Source organism: Acinetobacter indicus (assembly GCF_009914475.1).
GTDB lineage: Bacteria > Pseudomonadota > Gammaproteobacteria > Pseudomonadales > Moraxellaceae > Acinetobacter > Acinetobacter indicus.
Genome location: NZ_CP045198.1, coordinates 1,460,207 through 1,475,880, shown reverse-complemented (window position 1 = coordinate 1,475,880; position 15,674 = coordinate 1,460,207). Strand labels below are relative to the sequence as shown.

The 15,674-nt window shown below is 44.2% G+C and carries 12 protein-coding genes, 1 tRNA gene and 1 pseudogene; 9 read left to right on the top strand and 5 right to left on the bottom strand.

The genetic code is table 11. The annotated features are described in order from the left end of the window. The first annotated feature begins 91 nt into the window (after window positions 1-91). Window positions 92-1,363, top strand: coding sequence for a GGDEF domain-containing protein (locus GA693_RS07425; RefSeq protein WP_160241145.1), 1,272 nt, complete (start codon window positions 92-94; stop codon window positions 1,361-1,363). 58 nt (window positions 1,364-1,421) lie between these two features. Here the strand turns inward: GA693_RS07425 and argG are convergent, their stop codons facing one another. Next, window positions 1,422-2,762 carry an argininosuccinate synthase gene (gene argG / locus GA693_RS07420; RefSeq protein ID WP_005179184.1) on the bottom strand — a complete coding sequence of 447 codons (1,341 nt, stop codon included), beginning with the start codon at window positions 2,760-2,762 and terminating at the stop codon, window positions 1,422-1,424. 221 nt (window positions 2,763-2,983) lie between these two features. On the opposite strand from argG, the gene GA693_RS07415 reads away from it, so the two are divergent. The 4 genes from GA693_RS07415 to GA693_RS07400 all read left to right on the top strand — a co-directional run bounded on the left by GA693_RS07415 (window position 2,984) and on the right by GA693_RS07400 (window position 6,169). Further along, window positions 2,984-3,337 carry a hypothetical protein gene (locus tag GA693_RS07415; RefSeq protein ID WP_160241146.1) on the top strand — a complete coding sequence of 118 codons (354 nt, stop codon included), beginning with the start codon at window positions 2,984-2,986 and terminating at the stop codon, window positions 3,335-3,337. Between the two features lie 104 nt (window positions 3,338-3,441). After that, window positions 3,442-5,478, top strand: coding sequence for an NADPH-dependent 2,4-dienoyl-CoA reductase (locus GA693_RS07410; protein WP_171502401.1), 2,037 nt, complete (start codon window positions 3,442-3,444; stop codon window positions 5,476-5,478). An 87-nt stretch (window positions 5,479-5,565) separates the two neighbouring features. Beyond that, window positions 5,566-5,655: transfer RNA gene (locus GA693_RS07405), tRNA-Ser, on the top strand. A gap of 220 nt (window positions 5,656-5,875) precedes the next feature. Beyond that, complete coding sequence (locus GA693_RS07400) at window positions 5,876-6,169, top strand: DUF4298 domain-containing protein (protein ID WP_228151496.1); 294 nt, start codon at window positions 5,876-5,878, stop codon at window positions 6,167-6,169. A 118-nt stretch (window positions 6,170-6,287) separates the two neighbouring features. Here the strand turns inward: GA693_RS07400 and GA693_RS14965 are convergent, their stop codons facing one another. From GA693_RS14965 to GA693_RS07385, 4 genes and pseudogenes are all read right to left on the bottom strand, one after another. Then, entirely contained in the window at window positions 6,288-7,187 is a 900-nt protein-coding gene (locus GA693_RS14965) for an amidohydrolase family protein (RefSeq protein ID WP_171502402.1), read from the bottom strand. Beyond that, window positions 7,111-7,812 carry an amidohydrolase family protein gene (locus tag GA693_RS14960; protein ID WP_407646729.1) on the bottom strand — a complete coding sequence of 234 codons (702 nt, stop codon included), beginning with the start codon at window positions 7,810-7,812 and terminating at the stop codon, window positions 7,111-7,113. Before GA693_RS14960 ends, GA693_RS14965 begins: the two co-directional genes overlap by 77 nt. A 3-nt stretch (window positions 7,813-7,815) precedes the next feature. After that, window positions 7,816-8,109, bottom strand: a pseudogene (locus GA693_RS14955) (transposase); the annotation flags it as partial. A 55-nt stretch (window positions 8,110-8,164) separates the two neighbouring features. Further along, a complete protein-coding gene (locus tag GA693_RS07385) occupies window positions 8,165-8,872 on the bottom strand; it encodes an IS5 family transposase (protein ID WP_160246261.1) in 708 nt (235 codons plus the stop codon). A 457-nt stretch (window positions 8,873-9,329) separates the two neighbouring features. Here GA693_RS07385 and GA693_RS07380 point away from each other — a divergent pair, with 457 nt between their 5' ends. The 4 genes from GA693_RS07380 to GA693_RS07365 all read left to right on the top strand — a co-directional run bounded on the left by GA693_RS07380 (window position 9,330) and on the right by GA693_RS07365 (window position 15,670). Next, window positions 9,330-10,547, top strand: coding sequence for a TolC family protein (locus tag GA693_RS07380; protein ID WP_160241150.1), 1,218 nt, complete (start codon window positions 9,330-9,332; stop codon window positions 10,545-10,547). Window positions 10,548-10,592: 45 nt separating this feature from the next. Beyond that, on the top strand, window positions 10,593-12,827 hold the full coding sequence (locus GA693_RS07375) for a type I secretion system permease/ATPase (RefSeq protein ID WP_160241151.1): 2,235 nt from the start codon (window positions 10,593-10,595) through the stop codon (window positions 12,825-12,827). 59 nt (window positions 12,828-12,886) lie between these two features. Beyond that, window positions 12,887-14,125: an HlyD family type I secretion periplasmic adaptor subunit gene (locus GA693_RS07370; protein WP_075167724.1), complete on the top strand. Its 1,239-nt coding sequence runs from the start codon at window positions 12,887-12,889 to the stop codon at window positions 14,123-14,125. Between the two features lie 594 nt (window positions 14,126-14,719). Then, window positions 14,720-15,670, top strand: coding sequence for an OmpA family protein (locus GA693_RS07365; protein ID WP_160241152.1), 951 nt, complete (start codon window positions 14,720-14,722; stop codon window positions 15,668-15,670). Window positions 15,671-15,674: the final 4 nt, after the last annotated feature.

Here is a 15,674-nt window from a genome sequence, read left to right as displayed (position 1 = left end):
GTCAAATCTAGACAAAAGATGCCTTATATTGAATTAATTTTTATCATTTTGTGTTATTTTTAAGCGACTATAAAAATTATATTTTATGTCAATGGAATACAAATATAAGCTTGTCCAATTGCAATACGACAAGGAAAAAATAGAGGCACTGATTGCCCGGCAACGACGCAGCGCAGGTCAGGTGTTTCCGAAACAGCTGGAACAGGAATTTTGGCAGCAGTATTTGGAGCGTGCCCGGCATAATATTAACCAGTATTTCTGGTCGGGGGTGCTGGTCTATTTTATTCTGACCATGCTGGTCATTCCCGGGGATTACTGGATTATCCAGCCGCAACATTTCTGGCATGATTTTATCCGCTGTCTGCTCGGGCTACTCAATGGTGGTCTGTGTCTGCTGACGCTGTTTTTCTTTGCGCATTATAAAATCCTGCGGCGCTATTTTGCCTATGCCGCCATGGCGCTGGTGTTCTGGGCCATACTGTCGATGACCTGGCTGACCATGACTGTGTATACCGAAGCACTGAAATATCAGGCCATGATGATCATCTGTATCATTTATATCATGGGCTATGTGCTGACCGGGGTAAAACCGTTTCATATGCTGCTGACCGGATTAATGGCAGCAGTGATGACCATGGTCATGCTGTTTACCTTTTACATTCCAATTGATGTGATGGTGATGGCGCGGGTGCTCATCGGCAGCGTAGTGATGGGTTTTTTAATGAGTAAAATGCTGTGTACCCGAGAGCGGATGATCTTTCTGGTGATGCAGCAGGCGAAACTCGGCGAGAAAATTAACCGGATTAACAGTGAAGAATTGCTGCATTTAAGCCAGCATGATGCACTGACCAAAGTGTCGAACCGGCGCAACTTTGATGAAATGCTGAACAGCTATTATGAGCAGGCGCGGCATGATGAACGGCCCTTGTCCTTGCTATTTATTGATGTCGATTTCTTTAAGCTGTTTAATGATTTTTATGGCCATCAAAAAGGTGATGAAGTCATTTCATCAGTGGCCAAGTCCATTAAAGACGCGATTCGGCATATGGATTTTGTGGCGCGCTATGGCGGCGAAGAATTTGTGGTGTTGCTGCCTGAAACCGATGCGCATGGTGCTTATGCGGTGGCGTCAAATATTTTTAGGGCGATTGAACGGCTGTCTATTCCGCATGAAAAATCCAGTGTGTCCGATATCATTACTATCAGCCTGGGTTTTACCGTGTATAAAGGCGAGCTCGAGATTTCCAAGGATGATCTGATTAGCCGTGCCGACCAGGCGCTGTACCGGGCGAAAAAACTCGGCCGGAACCAGATTTATTATCAGACCGCGCAGGTCAGCGATATTCTGCAAGGTTTAGAATAAATCCCAAACAGCAAGTACAAAAAAACCGCCCCGAAGGCGGTTTTTTCATAGAGACAACTTATTTCTTGTCTTTTAATTGTGGAACAGCAGAACCTGTACCCACGGCCAGTAAACCAGCACCGGTATAAATGCCAAGTTTTTGACGGGTATCGGTAATGTCCAGGTTACGCATGGTTAACTGACCAATACGATCCATTGGCGTGAACATTGAATCACCTTTTTCCATGGTCAAACGCTCAGCTTCATAGGTGAGGTTTTCAGATTCAGTGTTCATAATCGTGTAGTCATTACCACGACGCAGTTCTAAAGTCACTGTACCAGTAATGGCTTTCGCAACCCAACGCTGTGCAGTTTCACGCAGCATCAGTGCTTGAGAATCGAACCAGCGGCCTTGATACAGTAAACGGCCTAAACGTAAACCGTTAATACGGTATTGTTCGATGGTGTCTTCGTTATGAATACCTGTCACTAAACGCTCGTAAGCGATGTGCAGCAGCGCCATACCCGGAGCCTCGTAAATACCACGAGATTTCGCTTCAATGATACGGTTTTCGATCTGATCCGACATCCCCAGACCGTGACGGCCACCAATGCGGTTGGCTTCCAGAATGAACTCTACCGGATCTTCGATACGACGGCCATTCAGTGCAACCGGGAAACCTTCTTCAAAGGTAATTGAAACTTCTTCAGGTGCAATTTCAACGTCATCTTTCCAGAACGCAACGCCCATGATTGGCTCAACAATCTTGATACCGGCATTCAGGTATTCCAGATCTTTGGCTTCGTGCGTTGCACCCAGCATGTTCGAGTCAGTCGAGTAGGCTTTTTCTTTTGACATTTTATAGTCGAAGCCGTTGTCGATCAGGAACTGTGACATTTCTGCACGGCCGCCTAGCTCATCAATAAAGGTCTGGTCTAACCACGGCTTGTAAATTTTGAGCGCCGGGTTGGTCAGTAAGCCGTAACGGTAGAAACGCTCGATGTCGTTACCTTTATAGGTTGAACCATCACCCCAGATGTTCACGTCATCTTCTTTCATGGCAGTAACCAGCATGGTCCCGGTAACTGCACGGCCTAGTGGTGTGGTGTTGAAGTAAGGCACACCACCTGTTGAAATGTGGAACGCGCCACACTGAATTGCAGCAATACCTTCAAGTGCAAGCTGTAAACGGCAGTCGATTAAGCGTGCTTTTACTGCGCCATAGGCTTCCGCTTTCTTCGGAATAGCATCGTAATCATCTTCATCTGGCTGACCCAAGTTTGCTGTGTAGGCATAAGGTTCAGCGCCTTTTTGTTTCATCCACAATAAAGCAGCAGAAGTGTCTAGACCACCAGAGAAGGCGATACCCACTTTTTTGCCTACTGGTACGCTTTGCAAGATCGTTGCATTATCAGTCATTGCGAGTCCTAACTTATGAATATAGGCAACCAAAATGGTGGCCAAGGAGAATTCGAAAATGGCGCTATTGTAGCACTTTTCCGAAACGATGTTTTCTGAAAAATTTGCTTTCTGAAAAAAGTTAGACTTTTTTCATCGGTTTCAGTTTATTTTCGGCCACAGCAGCCCATTCCTGGCTTGAGTATGATAGAACAATTCATAACCATAGAGAGGAAATGCCGATGCAGCCCAATGTCACACCGCCCCCATTGATCTCCAACAATAACCGCAATGAAACCCTGGCGCTGGTTCATGGTATTTATGCCGGTTTACTCAGTTTTAGTGCGGTGGTGTTCCTGTATCTGGAATATCAGCAGCGCAGTATTGCCACAGTCAATTTAGTCATTGTGATAGCCTTGATGCTGCTGTTGATTTATCTGAATATCAGCGCCTGTTTAAAAGTGAAACGGGGCAATGGTGAAGGACGCACACTGTCGCGTATTTTGGCCGTGCTGATGTTATTAAGTTTTCCAATTGGCACGGTGCTCGGCGCAATTGCGCTATGGAAAAGCAGCAGCAAGCAGTGGCAGAACTGACATTGGCAGTTTGTCATGATAATTTTTTGAAAATGCCATAAACAAATAATAAAAAATCGCTACAGTATTATGCAACAAGTTGCAAAGCCAGCGTACAGGAATACATGATGACAACAAGCTATGCACATCTGCTCAGTCCATTACATTTAGGTTTTACTACCCTGAAAAACCGGGTGGTGATGGGGTCCATGCATACCGGTCTGGAAGACCGTTTTTATAATTATCCGAAACTGGCGGCCTATTTTGGTGAGCGTGCCAAAGGCGGCGTTGGCCTGATTATTACGGGCGGGATTTCCCCGAACCGTCAGGGCTGGTTATTACCGGCCGGCGGCACCATGAATACCTTGGGGGATATTGCACCGCATCGACTGGTGACACATGCGGTACATAAGCATGGCGCCAAAATCCTGTTGCAGATTCTGCATGCCGGCCGTTATGGCTATCAGCCTTTTGTGGTGTCGGCTAGCCCGATTAAATCGCCAATTTCACCATTTAAACCGCGCCAACTCAGCGATAAACAGATTTTAAACACCATTCAGGACTATGTGAAAACCGCCAGTCTGGCCAAAAAAGCCGGTTATGATGGCGTGGAAATCATGGGTTCTGAAGGCTATTTGCTAAACCAGTTTTTAAGCCGTCATGTCAATCAGCGCAATGACCGTTGGGGTGGCCCGATTGAAAACCGAATGCGCTTTGCTGTGGAAATTGTCAAAGCCATTCGTGCAGAAATTGGCGATAAGTTTATTATCTGTTTCCGTCTGTCGATGCTGGATCTGGTACATGATGGTAACACTATGGATGAAGTCATCACGGTAGCCAAAGCTTTGGAACAGGCCGGTGTGACTTTACTGAATACCGGTATTGGCTGGCATGAAGCGCGTATTCCGACCATTGTGACTTCGGTGCCGCGCGCGGCATTTGTGGATTACACCGCAGCCGTGAAACAGCAAGTGTCGATTCCGGTGATTGCTTCTAACCGGATTAATATGCCAGATACGGCCGAAGAAATTCTGGCAGCGGGCAAAGCCGACATGATTCAGATGGCGCGTCCTTTACTGGCCGATGCTTTCTGGGTCAATAAAACCGCCACCAACCGGGTCGATGAAATCAATACCTGTATTGCCTGTAATCAGGCCTGTCTGGATCATACCTTTAAAAACCAGCGCGCCACCTGTCTGGTCAATCCGCGTGCTGCTTATGAAACCGAACTGGTCTATGTCAAAACCAAACAGCCAAAACGGATTGCCGTGGTGGGCGGTGGAGTCGCTGGTATGTCTGCTGCAACGGTGGCTGCAGGCCGTGGTCATCAGGTGACATTATTTGAAGCCAATGCCGATGTCGGCGGGCAGTTTAATCTGGCCAAAGTGATTCCGGGCAAAGAAGAATTCCACGAAACCATCCGCTATTTTAAGGTGCAGCTGGAAAAAACTGGCGTAGATGTACGTCTGAATACCAAAGTTAACCGCGAGCAGCTGGAACGTGAAGGCTTTGATGAGGTGATTGTTGCCACTGGTGTGGTGCCACGTACACTCAATATTCCGGGCAGCGATTTACCGCAAGTTCTGTCTTATGCCGAAGTACTCAATGGCGCGCCTGTCGGTCATAAAGTGGCGGTAATTGGCGCCGGTGGCATTGGCTTTGATGTGTCCGAGTTTTTATTAAAACCGGAGCAGCAGCCACAGCCGCAACCTGTGGAGGAATGGAAACGCGAGTGGGGTGTCGATTTAAATCCACACTATATGTCTGAAGGTGGTATGCAGGCACCGGAAATTCATCCCCCTGTGCGTGAAATTTATTTGTTGCAGCGTAAAACCACGCCATTGGGTGCCGGCTTAGGTAAAACCACCGGCTGGGTGCATCGTGCACAACTGAAAAAGCACGGCGTACGCATGTTACGCGGGGTGCAATATAAAGCCATTGGTGATGAAGGCTTATGGGTAGAAATGGATGGCCATGACCAGTTATTGCGAGTCGATACCGTGGTGGTCTGTGCCGGGCAGGAATCGGTCAAAGAGATTATGCCGGAAAATGGCCAGCAGACCTTGGCGCAGTATCACATTATTGGCGGGGCAAAACTGGCGGCGGAACTGGATGCCAAGCGCGCCATTCGCGAAGGTGCTGAATTGGCCGCCAAACTTTAAACATTTGATGAAACAATATTCATTTGAGTCACTTGAATGTAATTTTTACTTGTCAGATGGAAAAAAGCTTCGTATTATGGCGCACATGGAAGCGTGGCAGAGCGGTTTAATGCACCGGTCTTGAAAACCGACGAGGGTGTGAGTCCTCCGTGAGTTCGAATCTCACCGCTTCCGCCAAATTCAAAAAGCCCTGACAATGTCAGGGCTTTTTTTATGCATATTGATTCTGGTTGGATTAATCAATATCTTCGTTTGCGGTATTTCGGCAGATAAATTTCCAGATGTTGAGCACGTCAAACATTATTAAACTATAGACTGCCCAGTGACATAACCACCATTCATCCCCCGCGTTGCATCCTTTACACTCAAAAGAAGAAAGACAACACAGGGCGGTATGATGAAATTCGATCCTCAATTGCTGCAGCAGAAATATGAACAATGGCGTAACTTGATGGAGCAGCTGGAGCAGACCCAGCAGCAATTACAGCAAGCAGAGCAGCTCTGGTCACAGTTGCAGGAATATTATCAGAGTGAACAGTGGCTGCAGGATGTAGAGCAGGATCTAAAAATTAAGTGTGGCGAAGGGCATTATTCTATTTTGGGTCAAGATACCTTGTGGAACGGCCTGGATGAGCGTAAACAGCTGGCTTTGCAACTGATGCGACTCAGTTTAAAAATACTGGAAAGCTAATTTTATTTTTAAAGCCGCCATAAAAATCATGATTACACAACACAAAACGCCCCGAGGTGCCGGGGCGTTTTACTCAACTGTTTTTTATGTAAATAGGCTAAACATCTTGCAGTTTTGTTTAATGTTTATGCCCATCTGCCAGTTCCACCACCATTTCATTACTGCCAGCTGCACGGCCATTTAAATTGTCATACACCACTTTGCCTTCAAAAAGTGTCATCAACACTTGTGAACCTTCCAGCTGATCGGCGCTGAGTTTAAACAGATCCTGATCCATCACTACCAGATCTGCGGCTTTACCGACTTCAATTGAACCGGTTTCTTTTTCAGTAAACATGGCTTCTGCTCCCTGAATGGTATGGCTATTCAGCATGGTATTAAGCGCTACGCCCGATTTCACCCCGGTGGCAATACGGGTCATCGGGAAGAATTCACGCACCGGATAATCACTGGATGAGTTGACCAGTACCCCGGCATCAAAGAAGGCTTTTGGTAAAGGATGGCCATCGGCCCGGATATTTAGAGCTTTAAAACGTGGAATGGTCGGGATGGCTTCATCGCTGACATGGGTAATCATGTGGCGGGCATCACGCGGGCCATTTTGTTGCAGGGCATATTCAAAGGCATCTAGCATCAGGTTGTAGGTGCTGGTCGGGCCAATATTGTGAATATAGACCCGGAATTTTTGCCGGTCGAGTTCAGCCACGGTTTTCTTTAAGGTTTCCTGATTCCAGACCACCGAACCATAAGTGCTGCTGGCGCCGGTCCCAAAAATCTTGATGGAATCTGTTTTAAAGAATTTGCCTTTATATTTATCCCGACGTTCGACAAAGCCCGGAATCTGCTCGGTACCGCGGTTTTCATCGGCCCATTGCAGCAGGTCATAACGCACGGTTAGCTTGTTTTCATTGTCCAGTGCCTGCATGGCTTCTAAAAAGGTATCAGTTGGATAATGAATCGGGACAATCACCGAGGTTACGCTGCGGTGCGAGATCTTGCTGGAACGACAGAATCGCATTTTTATATTCGTCCACGCTAAAGTCTGGCTGTGGCAGGGCGCTAATCACCAGATTCTGGGCGCCGAATTCACGTAAAATACCAGTCGGTTCACCTGTAACCGGATCACGGTCAATAAATGCTCCCGGCGGATTTGGTGTGGCTTTAGTGATGCCGGCATTTTGCATGGCGCGGGTATTGGCCCAGACTTCATGATGGCCATGGGTAATAAATACCGCTGGAATATCTTTGCCGACAATATCATCAAGCAGCTGCGCAGGTGAACGGCCGGTGGCAGCTGCCTGTTCCAGAATATATTTTAAATTCCAGCCCACACCACGAATCTGTTTGGCCTCAGGTTGAGTGGCTAAAAAGGCTTGGGTTTCCTGTTTATAACCTTCCAGACTTGGTGTGGTTAAGGTCACCCAATACATCGACTCAGCGCGTAAATAGGCGTGATTATGGGTATCGACAAAACCAGGTAACAGGCTTTTACCTTGCAGGTTGATGATGCGGGTATCCTCACCGCGCCAGCTTTGTAGCCCGGCATTATTACCCACATAGACAATTTTACCATCTTTGACTGCAATGGCCTGAGCCTGGGTGCCTTTGGCATCGGCGGTATAGACTGCAGCACTTTCAAAGATTAAATCGGCCTGGTTGGTTTGATTCTTCTTGACGAGTTGGGGCTCAAAATCACCAGTACGATCACGAGGTGTTTCCAGTTCAAACGAACCTGAGGATGATTTTACAGTCTTGCGAGAATAACCATTCCTGCGATTGGTTGGTTTAGGATTTTCTTCCAGATAGTTTTCAATTTCAGCATTTAAAGCTGCTTCGGTCAGCTGTTTGATCAGTGGTGTCAGGATACCATTTTCACCAGTGAGGGGTTGTCCTGACTGTAATTGTTTTAAAGCAGCTTCGAAATCAAAGTTATTTGCCATGATGTGTCATTTCCTGTTTGATTCAGTTTATTGAAATGACACAGATTTTTGAACACTACCTTTCATAGCTTTGCTTTAGCTTGTCATAGCGTGTGGCAATTCCTCTAAATTGCTTTAATCTAGCAAAAGCATTCTCAATTAAATATCTGATTTTATAAAAATACCAATCCACATGATCATTATTTGAAAGTGTATTGGACTTCTTGGGAATATTAGCTTGAGTTCCCGTTTTTTCTATCTGTTCTCTCAAGGATTCAGAGTCATAACCCTTATCGGCACAGAGAATTTCTGTCTCGTGCAGGTCTATATTGTTAACTAATTTCGGTGCCACTTTTACATCATGGGTCGTACCATCCTCTATCAAAAACTGAACAGGGTTCCCATGAGAATCAACTGCCAAATGAATTTTAGAACTATTTCCACCGATACTTTTTGAGATAGCCTGATCCTTGATTCCTGTAGCATGCTGATGAGCCTTCACATGGCTAGCATCAATAAATACCCACTCTAGATCAGCATCAGATGAAATTAACTTAAATATTTTTAATAACTTATTATCTTTCGACCACCGGGAAAATTTCTTGAATATGGAGTTTGGCTTTCCGAAGGCAGCAGGTAAATCCCGCCGCGGGCAGCCTGTACGGATTCTATAAAGAATAGCTTCAATAAAATTTCGAAGATTTTGTTTGAGATAAATACGAAAATTACGGAAAATGTTTTTTAACTTAGACCAGTGTTGATCAGTCAACATTGTACGAGGCATAGCGAGGAGTAGATTTGGTTTGGCGATTAAATTCTACTTTTTCGCTATTTTTTTGCACAGTAAATGTCAACAGACCCTAAATAAATCATGATTTAAATAGAATGTTATATCAATGATAACCAGTAACGCTGATCAATCAATGCCTTGAACAATTCAAACTAAGGGATTATTCCATTTGGCTAGATGTGATGAAATCATTTGAATCTATTGGAAAAGTCTTAGAAGATAAGGTAAAGAAGAGCTTAAAAATGGTTGACACATTTGGGGGAATTGGAAAGAATTATGAAATCCATCAAACTTTTACAGCCATCGCATACTTTTATGGAATTTACGGGCTTAAATACCGGGGATGTCTTGAATCATTTATCTACTCATTTTGTCACGTATGAACAAGTGTAAAGTGTTTGCAAAACAGATTGGTGGAGATGCTGCAAAGATTCTTTTCACCGCATTGTGTTTGAGTTCCCTTGCCCAGGCTGCAGAGCTGCAAACGATTTTAAAAATGGCTTTACAGCAAGATCCGCTAATCATTGAGGCACAAGCCAATGAGCAGGCCGCTATCAGTAAAGTCAAAGAATCGCAGGCCTTGCATTATCCTGTTCTGGCTGTCACGGCCAATCAGATCCTTGGTCAATCTCATGAAAACCGTGCTGATTACACCAGTGAAGATTTGACTCCGGGATTGCGAGGAACTTTAAACCTGTACTCGTTTGGCGCAATTCGTGCCCAGATCGAGCGAGATAAAAATAAATCTGTTTACTATCAGCAAAAAACGGGTGAAACAGCAGAAGAACTGGGTTACACCATTGGCAGTGAATATATTAAAGCCTTGCGTGCCCAGGAATCTTTAGTGGTACAAAACCGCAGTTTGGAGCGCCATAATAAATTTACCCGCGATATTGGCATTATTGTGCAATATGACCAGGGACGCCGTTCTGAACTTATTCAAGCCAAAGCACGACAAATGCAGGTCGAGCATATGATTAGTGGTTTGCAGCGTGAGCTTGGTTTTGCTTTAAGCAATTTAAAAAAATATACCCCGAATATTAATCCCGAAGGTTTAAGTGATCCTTTTGCCCATTTTAGTGTGACAGATGTGGTGGAGCGTTATAGCCTGAGCGATAGCAGTCAACATCCTTCATTTCAGGCACAACAAGCGGAATTAGACAGTCTTCGCTCAGAACATAAATATCGTCAAACTAAACGCTACCCAAGTATTAATCTGGAAGGTAATGTCACCACTGAAGACCGAGAAATCTATTTGAGTATGGCTTGGGATGTGTTTAATCAGGGCGCCAAATATTCAGTAGAGCAGGGTGGGCAGTCGATTGTGGCTGCACAGGCACGATTAGGACAAATTCAACGTGATATTGAAGAGCGTGCCCGCACTGCAGAAATTGATATGTTTCAAAGCAAGCAAAAAATGGACATTAGCCGGCAACAAATTGCAGCATCACGTGATGTAGTCGTGGCCAATGAAAAACAATTTAAGATTGCACGTAAAACCTTGGTTGATGTTTTAAATGCTTATAATGAACTGTCGGCGGTAGAAATGGCCTATGTGACGGCACAAAATGATTTCCGTATGGCTGCTTTGGCGTATTTACGTGCGCAAGGCAAAATTTCAAGCTGGGCGATGGCTGCACCTCATTCAAACTGGAAGGCACAGCCTTAATTTTAATCCCACTCTTGTGACAGCAGAAGGGTTGTTAAAACGATCATGAAATCCATCATTGAACATATTGCCTTGGTTACTCAGCTTTTGGGAACGCCTATTTCTGTAGCGACCTTAATGGCACAGGTGACCCATGATCAGAACCTGCAGGTGAATTATCATTCGCTGAGCGAGGTTTTAAAAACCCATGGTTTTGACAACACTTTGGCGCAACGCAGTTTGCAGGATATTCCATCTTTAGCAATGCCTGTAGTGATTGTATTACACGATGAAAATGCAGCTGTCATTACCAAAATTGAAGGGGTGGGTGATGAGCGGGTGTATCAAATTCAGCAGACTGATGGCTTAAAACAACAGCTGACACAAGCCCAACTAAGTGAATTGTATTTGGGATATTGCTGGTTTATTAAGCCCAAATTGGCCAGTGATTTGCGTTCAGAGCTACCTGAATATCACATGCCGAAAGCCTGGTTCTGGAAAGTCATCTGGCGTTTCCGTTTCTATTATTATCAGGTGATTTTAGCAACTTTTATTATCAACTTTTTGGCCTTGGTCAGTTCATTGTATGTGATGAATGTCTATGACCGTGTGATTCCGAATAAATCCTATGAAACGTTATGGGTACTCAGTATTGGGGTAGTTTTAGCCATTCTGTTTGAGTTTGTGGCTAAAATGATTCGTGGGCATTTAACCGATATTGCCGGTAAAAAAGCCGACCTGATCATTAGTTCTGCTATTTTTAGACGGGTGATGAGTCTGGATTTATCGGAAAAGCCTGCGTCATCGGGGGCCTATGCCAATAACTTGCGTGAATTTGAGTCGGTACGTGATTTTATGACCAGCGCCAGTTTATTGGTGTTGGTGGATTTACCGTTCTTATTGCTGTTCATTACGGTCATTTGGCTCATCGCTGGTAAGTTGGCTTTGGTGCCATTAATTCTGATTCCTATTGTGATGCTGGTTGGTTTTTTAGCCCAAGGTCCATTGGCACGTTTTATTAATGAATCAATGCGTGAAGGTGCACAGCGTCAAGGTCTAGCAGTTGAAGCAATTGAAGGGATTGAAACCTTAAAAACCAATAATGCCGCCAGCTGGGCACAAGAAAAGTGGGATTTTTATACCGCCCGTAGTGCAGCATCCAGTATTAAAACCCGTGATTTAAGCAACTTTGTGGTGAATTTCTCTGTCGGGGTTCAACAATTGAATACGGTACTGCTAGTGATTGTCGGTACCTATTTAATTCATAGTCCAGATGCTAATTCTAAAATCACCATGGGTGCCTTGATTGCTGCAGTAATCCTCTCAGGGCGTGCACTGGCACCACTGGCACAAATTGCCAATCTGGCCATTCGCTTCCAGCAAGCCAAAGTCGGCATGCAAGGTTTGCAAAGTATTATTGACCGTAAAATTGAGCGTGACCCAGAACGTGAATACATTAGTCTGGAGCATGTGGCCGGTGAGTTAAATCTGCAACAGGTGAGCTTTAAATATCAGGATGATACGCCAGAGGTGGTCAAAGGCGTGCAATTGCAGCTGAAACCGGGTGAGAAAGTCGGGGTTTTGGGCAAAATTGGCAGTGGTAAAACCACCTTGCTTAAACTGGCCAGTGGTTTGTTTGAGCCGAGTCAGGGCAATATCACTTTGGATGGGGTGGATTTACGCCAACTTGATCCGAATTTTGTGCGTAATCAAATTGCCATGCTGGGACAATCTCCACGGTTGTTTTTAGGCAGTTTACGTGAAAATTTAGATTTGGCACGTCAAGATGGCTTTACAGGCAATCAGGATTTACTCAATGCACTGAAACGCTTTGGTTTAGAGCAGGTGATCCAAAACCATCCTAAAGGTCTGGATATGCCATTGGGTGAAGATGGGCAAGGCTTATCCGGCGGACAAAAACAAATTATTGCGCTGGCCCGTTTAACTTTACGCCATCCTAAAGTGGTGCTGTTAGATGAACCAACCACAGGATTGGATCAGGGCACCGAGCAGAAAGCCCTGAAAGCATTAGGGCAATGGTGTAAAGACAAAACCCTGTTGGTGGTGACACATCGTATGCAGGTGCTGAGTATTGTAGATCGGATTGTGGTGGTGGATCAGGGCAAAATTGTGATGGATGGTCCTCGTGATGCTGTGCTGAAAAAGCTGGCGCACAACGAACAAAAAGCGCGTATGACTGCACCACGCGTGATTCGACCTGCAGGGGCGAGCAGTTCAGCTCAAGTGAGCCAGGCAGTGACCCCAAATTCCGATACTGTAGCCACCTCTGAAAATGGTTAAGCCAACAGTGTGAAGCAAAATACCCCTGTGACATCGCCTGCAATAATTGAGAAAGATGTATGAAAGATAAACAAGCTCCGTCATCTGAGCAGATACATTCCAAAGACCTGAAGCTGGTTAATGATCTGAATGCAGCTTTGCAAAAAGAAAAGCATACAGGGCTGTTTTGGGTGATTGGTTTGCTGTTCGTGTTTTTAGTGGTCTTTGTGATTTGGGCCTATAACAGCACGGTCGAAGAAGTCACGCGTGGACAAGGCAGTGTAATTCCGACTAGCCGTGAACAGATTGTACAAAGTCTTGATCCTGGCACCATTAAAGAGATGCGGGTGCGTGAAGGGGATGTAGTTGAAAAAGGGCAAATTTTATTAACCTTGGACGATACAAGAAGTGCCGCGGTATTACGTGAAAGTGAAGCCAAGGTTGCTAACCTAGAAGCCATGGCGGCACGTTTACGTGCGGAATCTTATGGTACTGCGATACAGTTTCCCGCAGGGATTAGTTTAGACTTACAGCGCCGTGAGCGTGCTGCCTATGAAGCACGACGCCGTGCGGTAGAAGATGCAGTGTCTGGCCTAAGAACCAGCAAGTCGATGCTAGACCGTGAGATAGCTATTACTGCACCAATGGTGGCAGAAGGAGTAATGTCCGAGGTTGAATTGTTACGTATGCGTCGCCAGTCTTCGGACCTGGCCCTGCAAATAGATGACAAACGCAATCAGTATGCAGCAGAAGCCAACAATGAACTGGTACGGATTGAATCTGAACTGGCACAGGCCAAAGAAAATATGGCGATGCGAGCCGACCCGGTAGACCGTAGTTTAATACGCGCACCATTACGGGGGATTGTGAAAAACATTAAAATCAATACGGTCGGTGGTGTGGTTCAGGCGGGACAGGATATTATGGAAATTGTTCCGCTGGATGATAAATTGCTGGTAGAAGCTTATATTCGCCCTCAGGATGTTGCTTTTGTACGTCCAGGTTTAGATGCGATTGTAAAAATTACTGCTTATGACTATTCACTTTATGGTGGACTTGAAGGCAAAGTCACTTTAATCAGTCCAGATACCTTACGTGATAAAACCCGTCCAAGTGAGCTGAATTTGAATCCAGATGAAGCTTACTACCGGATTTTGGTCGAAACTAGCCAGAATGCTTTGACCGATAAAAATGGTCAACCAATGCCGATTATTCCAGGCATGATTGCGAGTGTGGATGTTAAAACTGGTGAAAAAACCATTCTGCAATACCTGATTAAACCGATCACACGAATGAAGCAAGCATTACAGGAGCGCTAAAGCATTATCCTTTCTCTTCTATCATTATGAAGTATATCTAAAATAAGTCAGGTTTTAAGCTTGGCTTTTTTTATTGACTATTTGTTAATTATTTTATTTTTATATGAATAAAATCAAAAAAGTAACTATAAATATTAATATTTTGATTATTACTTAAATGAAGCATCTTAAATCCATAATAAATTTAAGGTTATTTTAATGGCTTAACATTTTAAGAATTTAAAATAGCTTAATCCCATAATAAAGATATGGGATTGTTGTAAAGATATTAATATTTTGTTAAGTGCTATTGTTGTGTTTAAGATTGAGAATTGTAAATACAATTCGATTAATAAAGAGAATTGTTGCTATATTTTTAATCTCATATCCTTTAATGAGAATGATTGTCAGGTTTCTGTGAGAATAATATTTAAAATACAAAAATCTTGAAGAAATTATATTTAATCCTCGATTTTTGTTAGATTTTTATTGTTTTATTTACTATTATGAAAGAGTAAGTGTTAATTCTGTCTCAGAAATTATATTTTTGTTGCTTTTGTTAGCAAAACTTAAATCTAGGTTTTATTAAACTTGTGAAATTCGTGGGGTTTGATGATGGGTGCAAAGAAGCTGGTTAGTATTTTAGGTCTCTCATTGCTGGCAGTCGGTTGTAGTTCAACTGGACAGTTATCTTCTAATGAAAAATGGCGTAACTTCATTCCAAATGCCGCAATTGCAACTGAAAGTTTGACTTCAGAGCAGGTAATGGCAGTATTCATTCGTGAGCCAGGTGCTGTAGAAGGTACGGCAGCGAATATTTTTGTGGAGGGGAAATACCTGACCTCTTTACAATCGGGTGGTTATAAAGCAATTCCGTTATGTGCAATGCCAACCAATATCACTGTGGCATATACTGATATCAACCTAAATTATCCAATCCTGCGTGAGCAAAAAAACACCTTTGATTTGACCAACAATCGCATACATTATTTTTCGGTCATTCAAGCCGATAATCATCAACTGGCTCTTAAACCTTTAACCGAGCAGCAAGCTCAGCAAGCTCTACAGCATACACAAGAACAAACTCATACTCTGCCTCGCCTAGAACAAAGCAGTATTTGTCCGAAAATACTGTATCAGCAGGCTCAAGCCCCTCAGCCTGTTGTGAAAAAATACACTTTAGCTGCAAGTGCATTATTTGCCTATGGCAAGGCAGATTCACAAAACCTGTTACCGCAAGGACAGCGCGAGATTGCAGTCATTGCAGCTGAAATCAAAAAAAATGCAGTTCATATTGGACAAATTGCGGTAATTGGTTACACCGATCCTGTTGGTTCAGAAGAATATAACCAGAGACTTTCCTTACAACGTGCACAGACAGTAAGACATCTATTGATTCAGCAAGGTGTGACGAATTCAAATATTTTGGCAGAAGGTCGTGGTGAGCACGAGCTTGTGGTGAGTGATTGTGATGCTCGCTTTGCAAATAATAAAACAGCCAGAGATGAATGTAACTTGCCGAACCGCCGTGTAGAGGTTGTGACATATGGTTTTAAAGTGCAATAAACCA